The following is a 23,728-nucleotide window of genomic DNA, read 5'->3' as shown; positions in this document are numbered from 1 at the left end:
GAGCCACTGCAAGTATCAGGGCAAACTGACGAGTAAGGTAACCGGATGGTACTATTGCTTTGTGATTAAGAGATTTTTGAAAGCTACTTCGGTACCAGGATTATTCACAATCATACCGATGCTGCCACTGGTGAAAGTTGTATCATGCACAACCTTTGATAACTTCGTACCATTGACCACCGTGGTAAATGTGCTACCGTTCATTGTGATCGCTATCGTGTTTGATCCTTTTCCCTGATGGAATTCTTTTCCTATTGGAATATCGCCACCGCTTATGCGCGTCCAGGGATTGGTTTTACTATCGTCATAGCGCCAGAATTGATAGTCTTTTCCTTTTACATTCTCAACTTCAAATGTGTAGAAGGTGGTCGTTATTTTGCCATTTTTATTTTGCTGATTGAAGCGCATGATCATGCCAAAAGCGTTATTTGTTGTTGTATCGTCGCCTTTAATTTCTTGCATGGTCAGTGTATAGGTGAGTGGCACATTAAAAGACTTTCCGGGTAATACTACTCCATTGCCATTGCCTTTACTGCCAGCATTATCAGAAACATGATAGGCACCATCTTTAAATGCATAGAGATCGGTAGGCTGGGTGAGCCAGTTATTAATGTTTCTGTCCAGTGGATCTGAAACAAGTATGTTTGCGCTCGCCGTTGCTGTGGCCCTGGCCGCTGGCGAGTTGGCTGACGTTTGACTCGTTGTCTGGGTTGTTGTCTGTTGTGTATTGGATTGATTACGGCTGGCCAGCGTTGTCAAGACTCCAAGGGAGGCCAGAACGACGGCGACGATCACTATTGCCAACAGTGTTCTCATCCAGGGCTTCATTGCTTTTTTGATTGGTGCCGGTTCTTCCTCATCCTCCTGCCTCTCGAAAGGTAAGATCCCTGTAATGTAGCGGCCAGGCTGGCCTGCAACCGGAATCTTGACAACTTTGACAGGATCGTTGAGCTTGAGGGTTGTCGAAGGACTACCTTGCTCCTGTGTCATAAGTGCATTGGTTGGATTTCTTTGCAATGCTGTATTGGCTGCGAGCTGCGTTTGTGGCGCTTCCTGTCCCCAGCCTGGATGTAGTCCATTTCCCGGAGCTGCCGGACTTACCATCGGAAATTGCCCGGTTTTTGAGAGGAGCCCACCGCCCGTTTTAGGGAGTAATCCGGTTTGTTGTCTTGGTTGCCCCATGGGTATTGGGCCTGGCGCTCCTGCTGGTGCCTTCATCGATGGCATCATCCCAGAACGACTTAGCAAGCCACCGCCACCGGGTCGATTGCTGCTCGCTTGTGCCATAGGGGCGGCTGCTGGCGCCGGGTAAGGATTGTTTGCTGCTGGTTGCCGTTGATTGTTGGCTTTTTGTTGTGCCGCTGCCGATATATCTGCCTTTGTCACTTTAGGCACCGAAATAGTCTGACGGATTGGGTCGAATTGCCCTTTGTGTACGGCCAGGCGAGAAGCGGTTGACCCGCTCAGCAAGCCGGCCCAATTATGTTCTGGATCTAATCGTATGCCAGAATGCATGAGTGAAAAACGAAAAGCCCGAGCCATCTCCTGGGCGCGCATATAACGATCGCCAGGGCGCTTAGCCATCGCTTGTAATACCACTTGTTCAGCAGCAATAGGAAGGTCTGGGCGTAACATTTGGGGAGAGGGCGGTGGTATTTGTAAATGTTGAGCCGCGATTTGCATTGGAGTCTCACCCTGAAAAGGGGTGGTACCCGTTAGCATCTGGAATAAGATGACACCCAGAGAATAGAGATCTGCCCGTGTATCGATCTCTTCACCAATAACCTGTTCTGGTGCCATATAGTCTGGTGTCCCAACGGGTGCTCCTGCACCGGTTAGACGGACCTGAGGCATCTGACCCTCGGCGATTATTTTGACCAACCCAAAGTCAGATAAGATCAGGCGACCTTCGTTGGTGACCATAATATTGGCTGGCTTGATGTCACGGTGAATAACCCCATGTTCGTGTGCAAAATCGAGGGCGGATGAAAGTTGTTCTAAATAGTCCACTGTTTTTTGGAGAGATAATGGACCTTCGCGTTCCATTTCGTCGCGCAGGGTTCCTCCAGAGACGTAAGGCATCACCAGATAAGCAACACCATCCTGCTCGCCGTATTCGTGGACAGGCATAATATTGGGATGCTCCAGCGATGCAGCAGCATCAGTTTCGCGTCTAAAACGTTCCAAAAATGCGGCGAGCTGGTTTGCATTTAACTGTGTGATAGGTAGAAGCACTTTCACCGCAACTTGCCGTCGAGGACGTGACTGTTGGGCTAGAAACACTGCTCCCATGCCTCCCTGGCCGACTAATTTTTGGAGCGTGCATGTGCCCAATGCCCTTCCAATCAATGCTTCTGCTTTCATCAAGACTCAACCCCTCTATATATAAAGCTGCTACTTACACTTTTAAGCGTCAGCCAGTTACGAATCTTTTCCCCCTCGCCTCGCCCTGCCGTCTGTGACATACTTATCTTTGATATCCTTCTACATATTAGTCAACTTCCATGCGTATGACAATGAAATGGTAGGGCAAGCATGACCAAAGTAATGTCTATTACTGCGTCAATTTGTGCTTTCTTGCTACTTATCTGTATTGAACAAAGTGTGTATCCATTCAATTTGCAGGTAATGTAAGACTGGTATGTCACTCTGGCAGTGTGGCTTAGCATGAAAAGATGTTCAGAAGAGCACTGTCATGACCTGGCTGGGGACAACGCTTATACGTTTGTTGCTCCCAGCCTGGCTCTGCTTTTTCGAAAGAGGATGCTTGATCGTTATCTATGGCGAGCTTCCCATAGATCGTGTGATGGTTGCTGCTATACGTCGCCGCTAAAGGCTTTTGGGTCCAGCAGCCCGTGGGAGTCGCGATCTTCCTCCGCATCCAGAGGAACCTCCTCGGGACCGATAGGGACAGCCATCGAGGGTACTGTACGGCTTTGCGCAATAATTCCATGGAGCAGCGAGGCTGAGGCTTGAGCAAACATCGGACGTAACCGTTCCATATACTCGCGTTGCTGCTGCAACAGTTCATTACGCTTCTGAGCATGATTTTCTGTGTAGACACCCTCGATCATAGTCGGTGGTATCTGTTCCCACATGTTTTTATTATCGAGCACCTGCCCCATCGCAGACTGAAGCTGCTGGATCAGGTCGATTGTCTGGTTCAAGATCATCATGATATCGCCTTCAACCAGATCGACGCGCCGCATGATACCACCGAGAGACATATTGCGTGACCAGGAGAGTGCGATACCGTGGAACTCAGAGATAATACCTGGTGTGAAACTGACGCCAGCACGCTCCTCAATGCCACGCACATGTTGGATAACATGCCACAGCTCTCTTCTGACCTGAGTGAGGCGTCCCGGTAGCACGTGTCGGTTATTCAAACGTCGATCATTATCGTAGGTGAACCAGCTACAGACCTCTGCAAGTTCGCCCGCTGAGAGCTCGTTCAGGTAGCCACTGGTGATGAGTTCTACCATGATGATGCCTGCTGGATGAAAGATGTTGCGCAGCAGGCGACCTTTGATGGTGAGTTGTTCATCCTGACCGATGTGTCCCATCGCACGTAGCGCGAAAATGGTCCCATCGAGTTCGGCGGCTCCTGCTCGACTGAGAGGAAAGGCTCCTATCCTCTCACGGCGTTTTTCCAATGCATGCTCGGCCTCTACCGAGGCTGCGCCTTTCTTCTTTTTACCTGATTTATGCGCTTTTTGATAACGCTTCTCCAGGCGGTTAAGTTCGTTGATCTCCCACAGGAGATAACGCTGAAACTCGCGTAGACTGGAAGCACAGACCCGGCGCAAGTGCTGAACGTCATTCGGTCTCCAGAGATTGAGTACTGAATTGTAACGGATCACAAAAGAGCTGGTCACAGGGAGTAGTTCGCCAGTAATCTTTTGAAACGAGCTTTCGAATGGCTCCCAGGGTGAGTAGGGAATGATGGCAGAACCATGAACGTCCATCCCACGGCGTCCGGCGCGTCCCGTTAACTGGCTGTATTCATTTGGGGTAAGTAAGCGCATCTCTTGCCCATCGAACTTGCTGAGGCTGCCAACAACGACGGAGCGAGCGGGCATGTTAATTCCTAAAGCCAGCGTATCTGTGGAGAAGACGGCCCGCAAATGTCCGCGAGCGAAGAGCGTTTCCACAAGGATCTTGAGTCCCGGCAACAATCCCGCATGGTGGAAGGCCAGGCCGCGTGGCAGGAGACTGATCAATGAACGCACCTGTTGTAAATTCCGATCCTCTTTAGGGAGTTGCTCTAGCCAGAAGCTTGCTTCTTCTTTGATCAGCTCTTCTTCTTCTGGCGTCGTGAACTTATGCATGGCGGCACTCATGGCAGCCTCTTCAACGACACGTCGTCCTGGGAGAAAGTAGAGGCAAGGAAGCATTTGCGCTTCGCGTAACATGGTGAGTATTTCTCCTGGATCAGAAGTTTTCCTTTGTTGCAATCTGCGCTGTCTGGCTGGCTCCTGGCGTGCTGAGTTGTTAGCGGCTCTGGCTTCGCTGCTCGTGCTACTTGCTGGTGTTGTGGTATCTACTGCCGGCGTGTTTGTATTGCCACGTGAACGTGCGCGATTATTGCGTTCGCGCTCACGTTCACGCTCTTTGCGCGAGACGCGGTGATCCTGTGGGCGCAGCGCACGATTGGGGGGACGGCGCTCTTCTACGATTTTTTTCTCTGAGGCTATTTCTGGACTGGCATCTTCGTTCTCGCTCTCCTCCTCCTCCTCTTCAAACCTGAAGGAGCGATTGCGACCAAGCATCTGGGCGATTTTTGCTTCACCACCAACATTGGGGAATTTTTCAATGCGCTTACCATCTGCATCCTGGACAAGATGGAGCTTACCATCGAGAAAGTAGTAGTGCTCCAGGGGGACTGCACGTTGATCGTGAGTGATCAACGAAATTGGGCGATGTACACGACTGATCCAATTGGCAAGATCCGTTGCATTACTAACAGTTGCTGAGAGACCGATGAGCTGTACATGGGGCGGAGAGCAGATAATTGCTTCTTCCCAGACTGGTCCACGTCCAACATCGCTGAGGTAGTGTAGCTCATCGAAGACCACGTACGCAACATTGGCGAGTGTGGCCGGACCGCTATCAGTGCCTAAGTGCTCACCACCATCTTCGAGGAGCATATTGCGATAGACCTCAGTCGTCATGATCACAATCGAGGCCCTGCTACGTTCCACAATGTCACCTGTGACCAATCCAACCGCGTCATCGCCATATAAAGTGCGCAGGTCCCGATATTTTTGATTAGAGAGCGCTTTCAAGGGGGTCGTGTAGATAACGCGCTGATGATTTTGTTGCGCTTGCCAGATCGCGTATTCTGCGACCAGAGTTTTTCCCGTACCAGTAGGCGCTGCGACCAGCACGGAGTGTCCGTGTGCAAGTTCTTCCATCGCTTCCAACTGAAAAGTATCAATTGGGAATGTGTAACGCGCAGCAAAGGCTTTTAACTCAGCCTCTGAGTCGTGCATGGTCACCACGTATTCTTCCATCTTTTCTTTAAATCCACTACTTCAGTGGCTTTTTTTAACTGTAGTTTTACTCTCTTATTGATTAATTCCGCATTATTGTAGCATCTCTCTGTGGTATTCACAAGATCGAGTGGAGCCTTGTGCACGCTGCAATTTGAGATCGAAGGTCCTGATTCCACTTGCTAAATAGGCGGTTTTTCGCTATAATAGCACTTACAATAAAATATCAAATGCATGCCAATGTTGATGAAGAGGAGTAACCTGTCGACGATTGTAGCGAGCTGATAAATGGTGTAAGGTCAGTAGTCGAGAACGGGTGAATGGCGCTTCTGAGTTGGGATACATTGAGAATGAGTGGCTTCATCATTGAGTGGTGAAGAAGCAGGGTGGGACCGCGCATGTCGCTGTAAAACGTAGTAGCTCCAGGCCTACGTCGGCGCATTCGTCCCTGGGCTATAGTGGCCTGGGGCATTTTTTTGCGGAGGAAACCACTCATGACACAGATTGAACAGAATCCAGAGGAACAAGTCAAAGATACTCCTTTGGTCCCCATTGAAAAAGTCGTCTCCTTGTCAAAACGTCGCGGCTTCGTGTACCCGAACTCAGAAATTTACGGTGGCGTCGCAGGCATCTATGATTTCGGGCCTCTGGGCGTTGAAATGCGTAACAATATTAAGCGCTACTGGTGGTGGTCCATGGTGCAGAACCATGACAACGTTGTGGGTATTGAAGGTGCCACTATCACTCATCCTCGGGTCTGGGAGGCCAGTGGTCACGTCGAGAACTTCGTTGATCGCCTGGTAGATTGTACAAAGTGTAAACGCCGTTTCCGTATTGACCATTTAGATCCTGCTAATCTGGAGCAGCATAAATGCCCCGTCTGTGGTGGCGAGCTTACCAAGGAACCACGTGTTTTTAACCTGTTAATGGAGACCTATCTGGGTGTGGTTGAAGGCGATCGCATGAAGACCTATCTGCGTGGTGAAGCCTGTCAGAACATCTATCTGGACTATGACAACGTGCTGAAATCATCGCGTGTGCAGATTCCGTTTGGTATCTGCCAGATTGGTAAGGCGTATCGCAACGAAGTCACACCAGGGAACTTCTTATTCCGACAGCGCGAATTTGAGCAGTGGGACCTGCAATTTTTTGTGCATCCTGATGAGATGGATAAGTGGTTTGAATATTGGAAAGAATATCGTTTTGAGTGGTACAAAGGGATTGTGAACCACAAAGATCGCTTGCGCTTCCGCGAACATGCGAGTGATGAACTGGCCCATTATGCTAAGAAGGCTTTTGATATTGAATATCGTACGGTGCTCGGCTGGCAGGAGTGGGAAGGCATTCACTGGCGTCAGGACTGGGATCTCTCACGGCATTCTGAGTATAGCGGCCATGATCTTCGTTATACTGATCCATTGACGAAAGAGCGCTACCTGCCCTGGATTGTTGAAACGTCGGGCGGAGTCGATCGCACCTTCTTGAATTTGCTGCTAGATGCCTATGAGGAGGAGCCCGATCCAAATGGGAAAGAGCCGCGCACCGTTCTGCACTTGCATCCCTGGGTGGCACCAGTCAAGGTGGCCATCTTGCCTTTGCAGAAGAATAAAGAGGAGCTGGTAACGACCGCTCGCTCGATTCACAAAAACTTACAGCGTTATATGGTGTCTCAGTATGATGATGTGGCGAATATTGGCCGTCGCTATCGCCGTCAAGATGAGATTGGTACTCCATTCTGTGTGACCATTGATTTTCAGACGCTAGATGATCAAACAGTCACTGTGCGTGAGCGCGATGGCATGACACAGATTCGCTTGCCAATCAGCGAGCTGACTATGTATCTGCTCGATCGTGTTACCTGGAAGTAGTTCTCGGTATATAAAGTTTATTTGTTCTTGAAGAAGGCTCGCTCCTCCATTTTTTCCTATATTCATATACGGGAAAAAGTGCATGTGGCGAGCCTTATCTCTATTAGATTTTTGTGCTTGCTATCTTGCTGCTTTTACTTGCTGTTTAGTACTTCTGTATAAGAAAAAGCTCCTCCTTTCTAAAGGTTTCCATATCTCTGGTATAGTGAAAATGGAAGAATATGCTTAAACTAAGCAAAAAAAATATCTTGTTGAGCTCTAATGAAGATAATCTGTGGTTACTGTGTGTCGTTTGAGCAGATTATTCGGCAAGCTCATTTTTGTTAAAAGGAATCGATGATATGACGCGTATCGTTTCATATAATATTCTGGCTGGTGGCTATAGTCTGCGAGAAAAAGGTGCTAAAAGAACTGAGCAGCTGCTAAAAATAATTCGTTCGGCTCACCCAGATGTGGTCGGCCTACCCGAAGCAATCAACCAACAGGTGGAGGGGCGGATGGTGGTTGAGGATTTAGCTGATGCATTGAATATGCAACTTATCAAAGGTGGGAAGCCAGACAAGCTTCGTGATTATCAGACTGCCTTATTGACAAGCCTACCAGTTGTCTATCATAAAAGTCATGAGCGCCCTGGCATATTGGCTCGACCTCTTTTAGAAGTATGTGTCGAGGAGTCCAATGGTCAACATCTTATCATCTTTGTGGTTCACCTTTCGGCTGCGTTTAATAAAGGATGGGCCGGAGGAGGCATCCGGACACGCGAGGTACAGGAGATTTTAAACATTATGGCACCTGTACGGGCTGCCGGGAAGCCACATTTATTAATGGGTGATTTTAATTCTCTTTCTCCCAAGGATGCCTTTACAGCCAGTGCACTCTTAAAATATGTGGTAGGGATGGATATGAAGCGGAGAAATCATGCTCTCAATGATGGGAATCCCTATCTTGACTCGGTTGTGCCTGAAAAGTTACGCATACTGCATCCTGTTTTACATTTGATTGCGCGTAACAAATTCCTCTGTTCCCTCTTTGATATCGCGGCCGCTTTTTATGCACCACGTGGATGTATTCGTCTTTTACAAGATGATTATGAGGATTGTTTCAGGTATCTGCATCCCAGGGAACATGGCTTTACCTGTCCCTCAGCGGCTCCCGCTGGTCGTATTGATTACATTTTTGCGAATAAGGCTCTGGCCGCTCGTCTGGCTCTATGTCGCGTGATTACGGTGGGAGAAGATGACCTTGCAGGCGATCAAGCCAGCGATCATCTTGCGATTGCGGCAGAATTTGGCGAGGGGATCTCCGCTAAGGTTCCTGCTTCAGAATTTGATGATGCGGTTGCGCATTGAGATGCGCGAAAATAGTATCTCAGATGTGTGAGGATGATTAGTCAGAAATTTCTAATTCCCAATGTATAGTATGTAGCTCCCGCTGCACCTGTATCATTATTACAGGTGCGGCGGGAGCTACAGTTATAATGAGTGGAGCGCGAACAGAGTACTTCTCAGCGCCACTATGTGATTGTCCTATTATTTACTTGGTAGATGTGAGCGTTAGTGTTGCCAGATATTGCGTTTCAACATAGACCTGCTGCATGCCTGCCGAGCCCAATGATGTCCCTGGAGCGGTGGCCGGTGGGACAGTGTGCCCTGTATAAGAATCCGCTGCTGTCTGTCTCATGCGCAGTGCTACATCAGTGATTGTCGGATCTTTCAAATTGGTGGCCTTTAGCAATTGGATGTCATACGTGCGTATTTTCTGAATCCAATTCTTGAGATCGGTCAAACCATTTTTGGTATACTGGATACGCTGGATCATGTCCTGGTCATTGCCCGCGACTTGAGAGAGATCATCAAGCTGATTATTAAGAATATCTATATAGCCTGTTTGGTTTGCCGATGAGAGTAAACCAATGGGCGCGTTGATCTGACTGCTTAGTTTTGCAGGGAGATCGCCACTAGAGCGGGCATAATTTGTTCCGTCTATCATCTCAATAATACGCGTACCTTGTCTTTGTACGAGTCCAGCATCACTCGATAATGAATCGACAACGCTGGCTGCCTTGTCATTCATAGATTTAATAGATTCGAAAAGACTGACTGGTACCGCCTCCTGAGTGCCAAGCCCCGGAGTTGCGTAGAGAATGTCTTTGAGTTTTGGCAAAATTGCTTCAGGAAAGGTTGACTGATAAATGATGTCGGTACTGGGCGCCTGCGGCGAGCTATCCGGTACTTCGGCTGTAATTATGATGCCTTGTATGTACGAGAGTAGATTGCTATGGTTTTGATCTCCTCCATACATATAATCTACTTGGTTAGTATTGATCTGAAGATCGGCCAAAGAAATATAAGTTTGTTTTGTTGTTTGTAACCAGGCGTGATAGACCTTTCCCTCAGGAGGAGCAGATATATTTGTGAGTGTAATATGTAATTGATCATTGTGTCCCAGGGCATCATCTTGAAAAAAGACGGCGTTTGTCGGCGCGGTGATAGCCGTAGTCGTATTGGTACCCTTTGGAGGCGTAGACGCTGTATTGCTGCTGTTATGGTTGAGGAGCGCAGGAATACCAATTGCCGCCAGGATGATGATAACTACCAGGGCGAAAATGAATGGAACTATATATTTATTTTTGAGTAGGCCGGTTTGCGCCTGCGCAGCTGTAGGCTCGTGCGTAAATGGCATTCCTCCCTGAGGGGACGGAGCACCAGATGGGGATGCTGACTGATACGGTAGGGCTCCTGAATTGTTCGGGCCTGACGCTGGCTGGGCTGCTAGATATGGCATGGTTGATTGTTGCAGATAAGAAGATGCCGATTCTTGATTTAGTGATTTAGTGTCATGAGGTGTCGCAGAATATGATCCTTGAATAGGAGGAGGCGTGGTCTGAAAGAGGCTCGGTTGCGATGACGTGATTAAGTTGTCGACAGAAGTTAATGGCTGCTTGGTGAGAAACTGTTGTGGTGGCAAGCTTAAAGGGCCGGGCTTGCTACTGGGACCGTTTGTTTGTGTCGGTGTTTGTTGTGCGAAAAGTGGTCCTGAGTTTGGATTGGCCTGTGCCGGTGTTTGCTGCGAGAAAAATGGTCCCGAGTTTGGATTGGTCTGTGCCGGCGTTTGCTGTGAGAAAAGTGGTCCTGAGTTTGGATTGATCTGTGTTGGCGGCTGCTGTGAGAAAAGTGGTCCCGAATTGGGTTGTGATGATGTTTCAGATTTTTTTATTGCAGGCATAGGAGCCGAGTTTGGAAAGACTAATGCTGCAGAGACGCTGGCGTTCCCATTAAGCGATATGAGCTTGATAGGAGCATGTGGAGAAGTGTTCTGCGTACGATTTGAGCGCATAAAGAGTGGTTGGTCGTCGGAAATAGGTTGAGAGATCCCGAGAATAGATTGTGGATTGTTTGGCTTTTTCTGTGATGACTGCTCATTTCCGACGGCAAGGTGTTTGGTACTGGGGTTTGATGGTGGTAATGAGCAAGATTCTGCGATGGCATTGGCAAACTGAGTGGCAGTGGTGTAGCGATCATTGGGATTTTTTGCCAGTGCTCGGAGTATCACTTCGGATAATGATGTTGGAATGTTTACATTGATTAGCATAGGTGGCGTGGGGAGAGTATTAATGTGCTGCGTAATAATGGCAAATGGACTTTCACCACGAAAAGGCACTGCTCCTGTACAGAGCTCATAAAGTAAGATACCCAGTGCATAAATGTCACTGGCTGATTTCGCTGGTTGTCCTTGAGCCTGCTCGGGGGCTAAATATTGTGGTGTATTTAAGTGACTATCGTTGCCTGCAATCTGTGTGATTCCCACATCGGTAAGCTGTGGCTCACCTGCGGTAATGCGGGCTCTGAGTTGTTTGTTGAGCAAAATATTGTTTGGTTTGATGTTCCCATGCACAATACCTTGTTGATGAATGTAGTCGAGTGCGTCTCCAAGGCTAGAGAAGAGATAGACAAGATCTTGAACTGAAGGAAAGATGCCTCTATGGGCAGTCGCTTTTAAATATTCAGTGAGAGTGTGTCCATCGATATAGTCCTCGACAATAATTGTTTGTGTTTCACGTGACCCTTCAGGCCGTGAAATGACAACGTCATAGACGCTTACTAGATTGGTATGGCGCAAAGTTGTGAGGGCTCTTCCGCCATTCTTTAAGCGATTTAAGAAGTTTGGATCTGCTTGTAGATCGCTGTGCAATAATTTGACAGCTATGTCTCGCTTTTGGGCTAAGTCGCGCGCTTTCCACACTTCTCCTACATGTCCACTACCTATTTGTTGCATCAGCTCATATTGTCCAATGCGGCGCGGAGATGTGCTCATGGACTGCTCCTGTTCACCGACTCCTCATTTACTATCAGATGCCATTGAGAGACAGCTAAAAATGTAGCTCTCACACGGGTAGCGCATCTGCTTCGCAAGGAGAAGGAGTAGGTTCATATTTGCAAAGCCGGTGCGCTCGTCTAACGAAATGGCATAGTTTGTATTCTCCAACTGCTACCATAACAGAGATAAAGCTGACACTCAAATGTTTAGGATATCTATCCTACCCCAACGGTTTGAGCCATCGTTTGAAGGAATAGCTTCGTAGAGAGTTCCAATGTTTCTGCAAGAATTATATATAAAATTGTGCTGATGCGCTAGTCTCTCTGTGGTATTGTCGAAGGCATAATTTTTATGCTGGTGCATGGCCTTTATCTTTGTTGTGTCGTGAGCAAATGTCTACCCCGATGCGTGACGCAGATACAAAATAACATTTACTGCTATATAATAGAATTTGTGATTTGGTGGGGCTAGCGTTTTTAGTGAGGAGTTCCTGGTGCGCTTTAGTTTACAAGATGTTCGAAAATCGGTGCAACGACGCGGCGGAAATTTAAACGTTTCGCTTTATTTCCTACGCCCATCCGAGTTAGAGGATGAGATTACTCGCCTCGTTGCTTATTATGAGCACTTACTTGATCAACCACAACGCGTCTTTTCGATTGATGAGGCCAGAGCGTGTATTGGTGAGTATCGTCTGGCTCATTGTTTGATAGCTACCCTGAGTCGCTGGTATAGTTGGAGACAGCGTGAATGGCATGATGCGGTTATAAGTATGAATGGTAATCAAGAGCTATCTGCTTTCGCGTCGGCCGTACAACTGCGCCTGGCTCTGTATACATATGTGAATGAGCATCATCATGGTTTTTTAGCTGCTCAAGTGCGAGAAGAGGTCCTTCTGATATTTGCTGAGCGGTATGGGATATCTGTTGCCGCCGTCGAATATCTCCTGGCTTTGGATAGCGAAGATGAAGCCTATCTGGTACGTCTGACTGCTGAGCCTCCGCAGGTACATGAGGTGATAACACTCTATAATCAATGGGTGTTTGAGGCAGCTTTATTTAATGCCTCCAGTGTGCGTTTTGTGATTGATTGTCTGGCCTTTAGTGGCGCTGCAAGCGATTATGAGCAGCATCAGGTGCCTTTGGCAGGAGTTGGTGCTGTCATTAAGCGACTCTGTTATCTGGCCCGTCGTTTGGGGGTTTATTATGATCTGGCGTATGAAAAAGAACCATCTCCAGGCTCACAGACGCTGCTTACGCCGACGCTACTGACCCTGACTTTATATGGACCACAAGAGGTGACTGGGACTCCACAACAGTATGGGTTACGTCTGGCACGTCTCTGTCGTCTCTTGCTTGGATATGGATCTGCCAGGACTGATAAGAAGCCACATCTGCCCAGGGGAATTGTCGAGGCTGATGCCCAGGTGCATTTTTTACAACGTGAGTATACTTTTGCTATGGATGCTAAATTGCTTCAACACCTTCCCGCCAGCAATGAGTACCTTCCTGAAGGCGGGGAGGTGTCAGGTGATGCTTCTCAGTTGTTCGATAGCGGTATTGAGCAGAGCTTTTCTGAGGCATTTGTCTCATTGTCTCGCAATCAAGGGGTGGATGGCTGGCTGCTAGAACGTGAGCCGGAACCTTTGTTGCTTGATAAGGGGATTTTTATTCCTGATTTTGCGTTGACGCGTGCTCCTCGTCGTATCTATGTTGAGATTCTGGGTTTCTGGACACCAGCATATCGAGAACGTAAAGTACAAAAACTTCACTATTTGAAGGGGCGCAATGATCTTGTCCTGGCGATTCCTGTTGAGGCTCGTGAGGCTTTTACCAGTATCGCGGCCGATTTTCCGATTGTCTATTATCATGGACAACTTTCTGTTACTGATGTTTTGCGGATGTTACGACAGCATTATGACGATTTTAATGACCGTCTGGCTTTAATCGATCGTGAGCATGTGCGACAATTGGTGCGTCAACAGCGGTTTATTGCGGAGCGCGATTGTTACGCCTTGTTATCCTGTTATCGCCGTTCTGAACTGCAACAGGCAGCCGAGCTTATCTGCTCTGAGGCCGCTGGAGAGATTTTGTTTACTGCCGGTTTGGGCCTGTACCATCTGAGTTGGTTTATGGAGGTGAAAACATTCTTCCTGAATTGGATAAGCTCTTTTGGCGTGGTCGCTGTCTCCTGGCATGATGGACTACTTGCGCTGCGCGAACAATTTCCAATTTTGTGTGATTGCGAGGATGCAACCGTGGAGACATTGGTGGGATTGTGGTCAGAAATACGCGTCCAGAGGAATTCTATCTTCGATGTAACTGTGGAATTGACCTCAAGGAGCTCGGTTGAGAGCCTGCTGGCTGCTGAGAGCGCCCCTGTCCTGTCTGAGTCAGAAACGGAGATCAAAAAACCTGGGCGTGAACGACGTGCGTCCTCCAAAAAAAGAGTCACAGCTCCTCCTGAAATTATTCAAGGGGATCTATGGGGATAATTGGAGGTTTATCACACTTGTTTTTTCCTCCTTTCCGTGCATGAATTTTCTAAATACTGGTACCTTTGTTCTATATATTAGTTGACAGTTTTGGTCGTTTCGTGTACTATGAAAATAGTTAGAACAAAGGTTCGGAATGCGGTAAATTTATAAGGAGAGGACGGTAGCAATGTGGAGCAAAGTCCGTTTATCCATACGACAGGGCAGGCTGTAGGTAGGACTATGAGACGACGTTCAAGTCAGCCAAAGGTCACACAGCCTGATATCTTTGATGAAGAGTATGATGATATCTGGCCATCTCAAAAATCGAGTAGCATACGGCGCTATCAAAGTGATGTACAGATGGAGACTGGTCGAGCCCAGACTGATGAGCAGTGGTCTACAACCGCAGCATATCCTAGAACAAGAAGTGCTGTGCCCCCACGTAGAGCTGCTGTGCAATCGGCAGGCCGAAGACAGGTCGATACAGACGATGACATCGTCTCTGCTCATCACACAGTGACCCGTGCGCCAACGCGCGTTCATTGGACAGTCCTGGTGGGCGTGGGGTTGCTCTTGATGCTGTTGGGATGGACATTGTTTACTAATGTGGCTCATTGGTGGCAGGTGACGCAGGATGATGTGCGTTATGGGCGTCCGCGCACGTTTCAGATGGATCAAGTGGTGGGACATAACGATTCGGTGACAGATCCAAGCCATTTTCTGGCGTTAAATCTGAATCGTCATGTTGAAGTCATCGAATTTCCTGGTGGTGACGCGACAAAGGCGAAAGTCTATCTCGGGCCTATTTTAGTTGGTCCGGGTCAAGATCTAACTCCGGTTACACTGACATTTAAAGATGTAAATCATGATGGCAAACTTGATATGTTGGTTAATGTACAGGACAGTCACTTTATTTTTCTCAATGCTGATGGGCAATTTCATACCCCGTCATCTGGAGAACAACTGCAACCTTAGTAACTCATCCATTATCTTTACTTTTTAACCTGTCTGTTTGCTCACGTTGTTGCTGAGTGAGCTCTTTTCTTTCTTCGAATACTGTTTCTGTGAAGACTCTATCGTACTATCGCATATATTTCGTTCCTCTTTATACAATAATCGGCATCGCCCAAATAACAATCATTGGGCGATGCCGATTATTGTGTCGTGTTGTTAATTAGCGTACCGATTGTTCTAAAATGACTTCTTTGTTTACCGCTTTCTTGCGCGTTTGTGGCGCTTTGATGGCGATTGAACTGATTTTCGCGAAATTCTCTTGCGCTAATGGTGTTGTAACGACCTTGGGCTGTGCAAAAGCTGCTTCACGTTCGTCAACGATAGCATCTGGTGTGCGTTTCAGCGCAAGATAGGTAAACGTGACCATCCAGGCCACTAGAAAAATGATTAAAATAGCTAACAAAACTCCAGTAGGTGTAATTGCTACGCGTATACCCACGGGCACATCCTCTTTCAGATTGCTTTTATTGAAGCAAGATAAGATTAACGTATTGTCACAGTACGACGAAAGTAGTGTAACTTTATTTTCTCGGTCGTATCTTTTTGTCCAGCTATATACATCTGAACAGCTTTGGAAAATACTATACTAAAGAAATGACGATACATAAATAAAGAAAGTTTCAACATATATATATGTGTGCATCGAGCATCTCTTCTGTGTATTGTTCCTCGAATGGTACTCTGTTGGCAACAGGACCTGACTTTCTGGCTGTTTAATGGCCTATTTGTAGCCCTTTTAGGCATTTGTCCAGAGGCATCAAATATTGTGTGCGATTTTTAGTATGAAAAGATTATCTCGCGATATATTTATATATCTATCAAGTTTAAAAGTGCTTCCCATATAAACCACTAGATAGTCGCTTCCAAATCTGCCGCTGGATTTTTGTTAAGAACTTCGCCTTATTTAGCTGGCTGTTAGATAAACGGTAATAGGAAAGGTTTTTTGCAAATTTTTAGCTGAAATGAAAAATGTATCAACCTACCAAAATGTCAATGAGCAAGCATGGGAGGCTTGTTCTTTTATCCCAAACCTGTCACAATAGCACCGATATTATGAATATCAGTTTTGTAAGTTACGAGGGCGAAAAGTATGGATTCTATCAACTGGCGGAGGACACGTGATGTTCTACTCAGTGTAGTTTGCCTGGGTCTGATTATTTGGGCAATCTGGATTGTGTTAGGTCAATTTGTCGTCGCCATCGTTGTATTATTGCTGGCAATGGCGGTTGCGTTTCTTCTCACTCCGATTGTCAATTTTCTTGAAAAACATGGCGTATCTCGCTTGCCAGCAGCTATTATTACATATATTATTGTATTGGGATCTATTGTTGGTTTGGCATACGAATTAGTATTCTCACTCGTTGTTCAAATCCATTCCTTCTCAGCGACTATTTCACAGTTTGCGTTTTCATTACCAATGACTCTGCAATCTTTTATTGCCTCTCTGGAGCGTGCTGGCATTCCACATGATCAGATTCACACGGCGTTGGCACAGGTACAACTTCAAACATATGATTTTGCGACCTCTATTGCTGCTAACCTCGTTGAAATTGTTACCAATGGCGTTAATGTCTTTCTTGATGTCTTTCTGGTTGCTGTGCTCAGTTTTTACCTGACATTAGATGGGAAGCGTATCCGAGATAAACTGGTAAAGTTGTCTCCGCAGTCCTGGCTGTCGCATGTGCTGCTCTTTGAAGATTCCTTGATTCGTGTTGTTGGCAATTACATTCGCGGCCAGCTCACTCTGGCCTTATTGGTTGGAGTGGGAACGAGCCTGATCTGCCTGGTCTCAGGACTGGGGGATTATGCATTGATCTGTGGTGTACTGGCATTTCTTTTTGAGACTATTCCGATGGTAGGTCCGGGGCTAGCCTCGCTGTTGCCATTGCTTCTTTCTGTGTTAATTGGTGGTCCTCAAGTGATCCAACGTACAGCAATTATTATTGTTTTATTCATTGTGATGCAAGCGCTTGAGAGCAATGTCCTTGGCCCGCGTATTGTTGGGAAAGCTGTTGGGTTGCATCCGGTTGCTTCGATCCTCTCCTTACTGATCGGCGCGAAGCTGTTTGGTGTATTTGGAGCACTCCTGGCAACGCCAATCGTTGCGGCGGCGTGGGTTGTCGTGGCAAGCATGTATCGTTCCGCATATGGAGGAGATACCGAGCCGATACGTGAGTTGAAACCGGAGCTCTGGAATATTCAGCGTGCAGATCGGTCTCTGGCAATGGGGAAGCGAGAGCCAGTGCAAGACCATTTCCGTGCACAGACATTTCTGGATACATCTCTTGAGGAAGATGATTCTTTGGAGGATCTCTTAGCGAAGCATGTGCCATTTAATGAGAAATATAAGTCGTATCGCTAAGTTAACGTAATGATAGGTTGAGTGCGTGGTGAACGTTGTCCGTCACAAGACTAGCAACGTTCACAGCGCCTATCAATAGCGTTTTTATGCGTTATGCATTGCCAAAGGTACGGCGAAGTTCTTCCTCACCTTCACGATTGACCAGTGCGTAAATTTCGTCATTCGCTTGAATGATGACTTCACCTGTAGGAATCACTGGTTCGTCGTCGCGGATGATCAAAGCTACGTTGCTACGGCGCGGCAGATTGATCTGATTGAGAGGCTTACCTACCACAGTTGATAAAGATGGTACGACAATTTGAATAATTTCTAGGCCGGCACGTTTCAAGTTCATCAAGAGGACAAAGCGTTGCCCGGGTAGTTCGGACTCGATCAACGAGAGGATGGCTTTAGTCGGGCTGACGGTGACATCGATCCCTAATTTCTGGAAAAGTTCTTCATGTTTGGGATTATTTAAGCGAGCGATCGTGCGCGTGACGTTGAAGCGTTTTTTTGCGAGCTGACAGATGATTAAATTATCTTCGTCTTCACCAGTCACTGCGATCACGGCGTCAGCACGGCGTGCGCCAGCCTCTTCCATCGTGCGGGCCTCGCAAGCATCGCCTCTCAGTACCGACTGACCAAGCTCCTCGGCCAAGATCTGAACTCGACCGCTATCTTTTTCAAGCAACAAGATTTCATGACCTTGTTGAAGCAAATATCGTGTGAGGTAGTAGCCAACGTCGCCACCTCCCCCGACAATAATATACATGTGGGTATTTTTCTCCTACTAATTGGTCGTGTACACTATAGACCATATCATCCTTTAAGCTGACGGTACGGAATGTGTTTGTATGTAACGTGCCTCTGCTCAATTTTTATTACTGAGTGCCGGTGGTTTCTTGCCAATCAATGCGTCAGAGACCATGTCAGTGATGATCTCGGTGGGACAAATAGTTTCTAGTCCCAGCTCCTTGAAGGTCTGCTCGCGTAAAGAGTCATAAATGCGACAAATAACCTTTGGGGTATGAAAGATTTCTTTGGCAATCTGGCTAGCCATAATATTCCGATTATCGCCATTGGTGACAGCAGCGAAAGCATCGGCGTCTTCTATACCAGCGCGACGAAGAACCTCTTCATCCACGCCATTGCCAATCACTTTATCGCCCTTGAATTTGGGACTGAGACGAAAAAATGAGTCACCACTTTTGTCGATTACTGATACTATATGTCCTGCATCCTCTAGTTGTGTGGCGAGTGTTGCACCAACACGGCCACAACCTAGAATCACGATTTTCACGTATAGCCTCCTGTCGGTCGAATGACCGCTTTCTGGGATGGTTTGTGTCGTCTCGGATATTATAGCATGCCTTGCGTTCAGGTGCCTCTATCCATGTGGTTGGAATTCGTTTCGCTCTAGCTGATAGCTACTCATAGGATATAGCAAGAATGTAGTATGATATATATTATCTGTTAATGGAAAGAGTCGCTTGCATGCTAACAAATTTTAGATCGCAACGGAGAACTGGTTCCTCACATTATACGTTGCGCATAGTTCCCCCCTCATTACGTGATCAGTGGGATACCTTTGTGTCATCTCATAAGAATGGTCATTTCTTACAGAGTTGGGGCTGGGGCGAGTTGAAGGAGCTAGTAGGATGGCATCCTTTGCGCCTGGCTTTGTGGGATGGCGAGACGATAGTAGCTGCGGCCCAGGTTTTGCGTAAAACAGTGTCATCTCTTCCTCTCTCTTTGGGCCATCTGGCCTATATTCCCAGGGGACCTGTGCTCGATTGGCAACAACCGGCATTATATGAGGAGTTTTTTGCTCTTCTGGATACGTATCTGTATCGGCAGGGGGCGGTAGTTTTACGCTGGGATCCAGATGTGTCAGATACTACTGCGGAGGGGCAGGCACTCCAGGAATATCTGATGGTGCGAGGTGCACATGCTGTGGTACCGGTCATGCCAGTGCGCACGATCGTGCTGGATCTATTGCCATCGGAAGAGAGCTTGCTGGCACAGATGAAAGAGAAATGGCGCTATAATATTCGCCTGGGTACGCGTAAAGGAGTCAGTGTACGCGTGGCTTCATCTGCTGCTGATGTGCGGTCCTGGTATACGCTTTTGAAAACCACTGGAGAACGTGATCGGTTTGGCATTCATAATGAAGAATACTATCAGCGCGTCTGGGAGATCTTTGCACCACGCGATGAATTGCGTCTGTTACTGGCTGAACACGATGATGTATTGTTAGCCGGCATTTATATTACAGTGCTGGGAGATCAGGCTATCTATCTGTATGGTGCCTCGAGCAATGAGCAGAGGCAATTAATGCCGAATTATGTTTTGCAGTGGGAGGCGATACGTTGGGCAAAACAACGTGGCGCGTTCCTCTACGATTTCTGGGGTATTCCCGCCACCGATGCTGAAGATGAAGCGATGTCTGGAGTCTATCGGTTTAAGCGTGGCTGGGGTGGGCGTACCGTTGGCTATCTTGGTGGTTACGAACATGTATATCGACCGATGGCCATGGTGCTGGCTCGCCGTTTTCTTTAAATGCTTCAGTTTCCTGACTAATCGTCGTGCTGTCTCAGCCAGGCCGCTCATATCTTGAGGGATTGTTCGTGGGAAAGTCAAAAAGATCAAGTATTTTTGCACTAGGGGCAATATGATAAATCTCCCGTTTACTTTAGAGACTGTTTTAGAGCGTTCGATTGCAGAAAATCGGGAATGGCAGATAGGCGTTAAATGGGGCGAACCGCGTAGTGGCCACCTTGAAGGGGCTGTGATGTATCATATCGCCGATGTATTGGCTAATATTGATCGGCAGCGGCTAACTGATAATGAACGCCGAGATTTGCGTCTGATCGCGCTGGTTCACGATACATTTAAGTATCAGGTGGATGAACACAAGCCAAAGGTTGGGAGAAACCATCATGCTTTTATCGCACGCAAATTCTCTGAGAAATATATCAGCGATCCAAAGCTCTTAGATATTATTGAGCGCCACGATGAAGTCTATCATTGCTGGCGTCTGGGACATTATAAAGGGCGCTGGCAATTCGCCGAGGAGCATGTGGATCAGCTCATCGATAAATTGGGTTCATCTTTTCCTCTCTATATTCGTTTTTTCTTTGCCGATAGCACGACCGAGTCAAAAAATCCAGAGCCAATGAATTGGGTGCGTGACCTTTTGCAGCGTAAAGGTATCATTCTTTCAATATAGCCGTGTTTGGCATCATAAGTCTATTTCCTCCGTCCATAAGTCCCGCTTTACCTCTCTGGCGGGACTTTCCCTGTTCTGCTTTTTACGATAGTCGATTTGAATTACTGTTAGTATCAAATACTCTCATCTTCTTGTCGCTTATAGCTTTTTTGTTAGCTATTACTTGATGTTTTTCAGGCTTACGTGCCTTTCAACTTGTCATTGCGTGCTGTACGCATCGAGTGAGATAGTCTCGGCTGGGCGTTTAGACAGTTGGTAGTTCACATTATCATCTGCGTCTATGCGGAATTAGGAATGGTAATGAAACGAAAACTTTTGATACCTCTACTTGTCGTTTGTCTTATGACGGTGATTGCTGGCGGCATCTCATGTTGGACGCTGTATCCACGTCTGTCAGCTCTCTTTAGAGTTTCCTCAAAGGCTTATATCTATTACACGCTCAAGGATGCAGAGGGATTTGTGCTTGCTCGCGCTCCAAAGGGGGCGGATGGCCAACCTTTACAAAGTCCGCAACGTCTGATCCCGCTTGGGGATAACTTTGGCTTGCTGGCATCAGATGCTGTGATTTCTTTGCAGTTGTCTCCAGATGGCCTCTATCTGGCGATCGATGGCAATCGGGATCATGGTGAACAAGTCTGGATATATGACGTTCAGCAGTCAAAAGTGTCGCTGACTCCCAATGCAGTTGTAGGGAATTTCTTGCGCTGGATACCGGCTGGAAATAGGCATACATTTCTTTATAGACCGATGCTGCCCCTGGGACCAACTGCACCTATGGAGCATGGTGCCTGGAACCCAGGACTCTGGTCTGTTGATGCAGAGACGGGTTCTCATCTGAATATAAATATTGGTACCGCTTCAGCGAACATTGTCGATGCGGTGCCGTCCCCAGATGGGTCACAGATTGTGTATTCCACAAGTGCAGGTTTGGGCCTTGGTAGCGAGACGTATGTAATGCATAGCGATGGCAATAGCCGCAAACATCTTTTTAGCTCAACTGGCCTGAACGCTGTGGCTGGCCTGTTTACCTGGTCCCCGGATGGTGCTCATATCGCGTATGAGCGACTGGCTGATAGTCCCGCGCCTTTCCTCTCGGCAGGTCTCTGGGTGATGAATAATACTGGTGGGCAGCAACAACTGCTGGCCGATGTCGATGGGGGACATGGGTATATGCCCAGTTGGTCGCCAGATGGACAGAAACTTGCCTATGTTGTACGCACAAATACCAGTGATCATCAGGCAGACACGCTCTCTCAGGCGTTACAGTGTGGAATTGGAGAGTTTAATCTACACACGCGTCAAGCTCGACTTATCGTCACTCCGGAGCAAACGGCTCATCAATGGAATATTGATCCTACCTGGAGCGCTAAAAGTGATCATATTATGTTCACTGCCCTCAATCCGATGAATCGCCTGATAGGTGGTACCACACAAAATTGGTCTGCTCAAGTGAGTGATCAAGTTGGTACAGTACAGGTTGTACCAGTTTCATCAACACTCTCCCACGTTGTGGCATGGGGATAAATCCTGCCTGGTAGCGAGAAGAACATCTCCTTTCTCTTAATCTTGTAGTGCAGTGGGAATAGGTATCAACGCGCTTCCCTATTGTAAAAAGATTTGATGGCTATGAAATTAAAATGCTTGCAAAACTTTTGTTTCCTGTGCATTATCATGTGTGCCCTGATAATTTTTCCGTTTGGCACAGTTAGTTCCTGGGACACCATGTTTCGATCTACGTCGGCCCATGCCGCTGTTTCCCAACAGCAGTATAGACCATACATCTATCCTTTTATGCATCGTCCCTATTATGGGTATAGATCGATTATGCAGAGAACGATCTCTTTTTTCGATCACGATCAGCCCTGGTATTCCAATGATGGAAAATTCGTGCGCTTCGACGGCATCGTCTCTCATGCTTCTGTGTATGATTGCTTTGCTCGTGTCAGTTGTTACGATGGACATAATGGGTACGATATAGATATGGCGTTTGAGCCGGTGTTGAGTGTGGCTCCTGGTCGTGTGATTCGAGCTGGTTGGTATAATCCATTGAACCACAACTCGTCCTTTGGATTATGGGTAGTTGTAAATCATGGAAATGGCATTGTGACATCGTATGGTCATCTCTGTTCTGTGTTGGTTTCGGTTGGTGATCATGTAGGGACACAATGGCAAATTGGCACGAGCGGCACGACAGGAGACTCTTCAGGGCCACATCTGCACATGTCATCCTTCTATCTGCCAAACTGGCAGGTAACGGACCCCTTTGGTTGGCGTGGCCGTTATCGTGATCCTAATATAGTGCCGGATCGTTACCTCTGGGTGAATGCTCCCTCAACACATACTTTTGTGCCATATCTGGGAGGGCCGCGCGTCTATCCCGGTGCTGTGTTTGTTGATGATGGTGGTCCTGGTTGGAGCGCAAAAGGCTCGTGGAGGCGCGATGCGTTCTGGACGGATAATCGCAGGAGCTTACATTGGACGAATACGACGTATGGTGCTCCGACTGCAAGCGCTACCTGGCATCCAACTATTCCAGTGAGTGGATACTATGAGGTTGGTGTCTATGTCGATGACACGCATGCCACCGGTGGCTGGGTTCCTTATACTGTGCATAGTGCCAGCCCGGGCAATCCACATGTGCCGGTTGCACATACGGTACGCCTCGATGAATCACATATCGGCATCTTTAATGGACCCTTTGGCACTGTACGTACGGGGACACAGTGGGTGAGCCTGGGAACCTATTACTTTCAACGTGGTGGAGCTGGTCGGGTGGTATTGAGTAATGCGACGGGGGAAAGTGGCTGTCAGGTAGCGGCTGATGGCATGGAATTTGTACGTGTCAGAGCTGGCTAAACCTCGGAAAGCTTGAAGAAGCGAGGAAGTGGGGCATCTGTATCGTCCATTGAGCAACTTCCGGCCCCGGAAGTTGCTCAATGTCTGTTCAAACGAGGGCTGGGTACGTATTTCTGTAACATCCTGGCTATGTTG

15 protein-coding genes are annotated in these 23,728 nt (G+C 47.5%); 9 read left to right on the top strand and 6 right to left on the bottom strand.

The window, feature by feature from the left end; translation table 11 throughout:
* Positions 1 to 51 precede the first annotated feature (51 nt).
* Both AC27N8_RS18895 and AC27N8_RS18890 read right to left on the bottom strand, forming a co-directional pair.
* A complete protein-coding gene (locus AC27N8_RS18895) occupies positions 52 to 2,364 on the bottom strand; it encodes a serine/threonine protein kinase (protein WP_487068944.1) in 2,313 nt (770 codons plus the stop codon).
* Positions 2,365 to 2,816: 452 nt separating this feature from the next.
* Positions 2,817 to 5,516, bottom strand: coding sequence for a DEAD/DEAH box helicase (locus tag AC27N8_RS18890; RefSeq protein WP_487068943.1), 2,700 nt, complete (start codon positions 5,514 to 5,516; stop codon positions 2,817 to 2,819).
* Positions 5,517 to 5,989: 473 nt separating this feature from the next.
* Here AC27N8_RS18890 and AC27N8_RS18885 point away from each other — a divergent pair, with 473 nt between their 5' ends.
* Together AC27N8_RS18885 and AC27N8_RS18880 are read left to right on the top strand one after the other, a co-directional pair.
* Entirely contained in the window at positions 5,990 to 7,363 is a 1,374-nt protein-coding gene (locus AC27N8_RS18885; RefSeq protein WP_487068942.1) for a glycine--tRNA ligase, read from the top strand.
* A 341-nt stretch (positions 7,364 to 7,704) separates the two neighbouring features.
* Entirely contained in the window at positions 7,705 to 8,712 is a 1,008-nt protein-coding gene (locus tag AC27N8_RS18880; protein ID WP_487068941.1) for an endonuclease/exonuclease/phosphatase family protein, read from the top strand.
* A 184-nt stretch (positions 8,713 to 8,896) separates the two neighbouring features.
* Here the strand turns inward: AC27N8_RS18880 and AC27N8_RS18875 are convergent, their stop codons facing one another.
* The gene (locus tag AC27N8_RS18875) at positions 8,897 to 11,677 is read right to left on the bottom strand and encodes a protein kinase domain-containing protein (RefSeq protein WP_487068940.1); all 2,781 of its coding nucleotides are present in this window, start codon (positions 11,675 to 11,677) and stop codon (positions 8,897 to 8,899) included.
* Between the two features lie 496 nt (positions 11,678 to 12,173).
* Here AC27N8_RS18875 and AC27N8_RS18870 point away from each other — a divergent pair, with 496 nt between their 5' ends.
* Together AC27N8_RS18870 and AC27N8_RS18865 are read left to right on the top strand one after the other, a co-directional pair.
* Positions 12,174 to 14,171 carry a DUF790 family protein gene (locus AC27N8_RS18870; protein WP_487068939.1) on the top strand — a complete coding sequence of 666 codons (1,998 nt, stop codon included), beginning with the start codon at positions 12,174 to 12,176 and terminating at the stop codon, positions 14,169 to 14,171.
* A 222-nt stretch (positions 14,172 to 14,393) separates the two neighbouring features.
* Positions 14,394 to 15,128: a hypothetical protein gene (locus AC27N8_RS18865; protein WP_487068938.1), complete on the top strand. Its 735-nt coding sequence runs from the start codon at positions 14,394 to 14,396 to the stop codon at positions 15,126 to 15,128.
* Between the two features lie 199 nt (positions 15,129 to 15,327).
* Here the strand turns inward: AC27N8_RS18865 and AC27N8_RS18860 are convergent, their stop codons facing one another.
* Positions 15,328 to 15,606: a hypothetical protein gene (locus AC27N8_RS18860; protein WP_487068937.1), complete on the bottom strand. Its 279-nt coding sequence runs from the start codon at positions 15,604 to 15,606 to the stop codon at positions 15,328 to 15,330.
* 651 nt (positions 15,607 to 16,257) lie between these two features.
* Here AC27N8_RS18860 and AC27N8_RS18855 point away from each other — a divergent pair.
* The gene (locus AC27N8_RS18855) at positions 16,258 to 17,529 is read left to right on the top strand and encodes an AI-2E family transporter (RefSeq protein WP_487068936.1); all 1,272 of its coding nucleotides are present in this window, start codon (positions 16,258 to 16,260) and stop codon (positions 17,527 to 17,529) included.
* A gap of 91 nt (positions 17,530 to 17,620) precedes the next feature.
* On the opposite strand, the gene AC27N8_RS18850 is transcribed toward AC27N8_RS18855, so the two are convergent.
* Both AC27N8_RS18850 and AC27N8_RS18845 read right to left on the bottom strand, forming a co-directional pair.
* Positions 17,621 to 18,280: a potassium channel family protein gene (locus tag AC27N8_RS18850; protein WP_487068935.1), complete on the bottom strand. Its 660-nt coding sequence runs from the start codon at positions 18,278 to 18,280 to the stop codon at positions 17,621 to 17,623.
* 99 nt (positions 18,281 to 18,379) lie between these two features.
* The gene (locus AC27N8_RS18845; RefSeq protein ID WP_487068934.1) at positions 18,380 to 18,808 is read right to left on the bottom strand and encodes a potassium channel family protein; all 429 of its coding nucleotides are present in this window, start codon (positions 18,806 to 18,808) and stop codon (positions 18,380 to 18,382) included.
* A 194-nt stretch (positions 18,809 to 19,002) separates the two neighbouring features.
* On the opposite strand from AC27N8_RS18845, the gene AC27N8_RS18840 reads away from it, so the two are divergent.
* The 4 genes from AC27N8_RS18840 (at position 19,003) to AC27N8_RS18825 (ending at position 23,593) form a co-directional block, all read left to right on the top strand.
* On the top strand, positions 19,003 to 20,067 hold the full coding sequence (locus AC27N8_RS18840) for a lipid II:glycine glycyltransferase FemX (RefSeq protein ID WP_487068933.1): 1,065 nt from the start codon (positions 19,003 to 19,005) through the stop codon (positions 20,065 to 20,067).
* Between the two features lie 112 nt (positions 20,068 to 20,179).
* Positions 20,180 to 20,737 carry a hypothetical protein gene (locus AC27N8_RS18835; RefSeq protein WP_487068932.1) on the top strand — a complete coding sequence of 186 codons (558 nt, stop codon included), beginning with the start codon at positions 20,180 to 20,182 and terminating at the stop codon, positions 20,735 to 20,737.
* 300 nt (positions 20,738 to 21,037) lie between these two features.
* Positions 21,038 to 22,261, top strand: a complete 1,224-nt coding sequence (locus AC27N8_RS18830; RefSeq protein WP_487068931.1) for a TolB family protein — start codon at positions 21,038 to 21,040, stop codon at positions 22,259 to 22,261.
* A 300-nt stretch (positions 22,262 to 22,561) separates the two neighbouring features.
* The gene (locus AC27N8_RS18825; RefSeq protein ID WP_487068930.1) at positions 22,562 to 23,593 is read left to right on the top strand and encodes a peptidoglycan DD-metalloendopeptidase family protein; all 1,032 of its coding nucleotides are present in this window, start codon (positions 22,562 to 22,564) and stop codon (positions 23,591 to 23,593) included.
* Positions 23,594 to 23,728 lie beyond the last annotated feature (135 nt).

It is taken from the genome of Dictyobacter sp. Z7_2, assembly GCF_057551105.1.
Note: the sequence above shows the minus strand (reverse complement) of the source record. Positions and strands in the feature narration are given on the sequence as shown.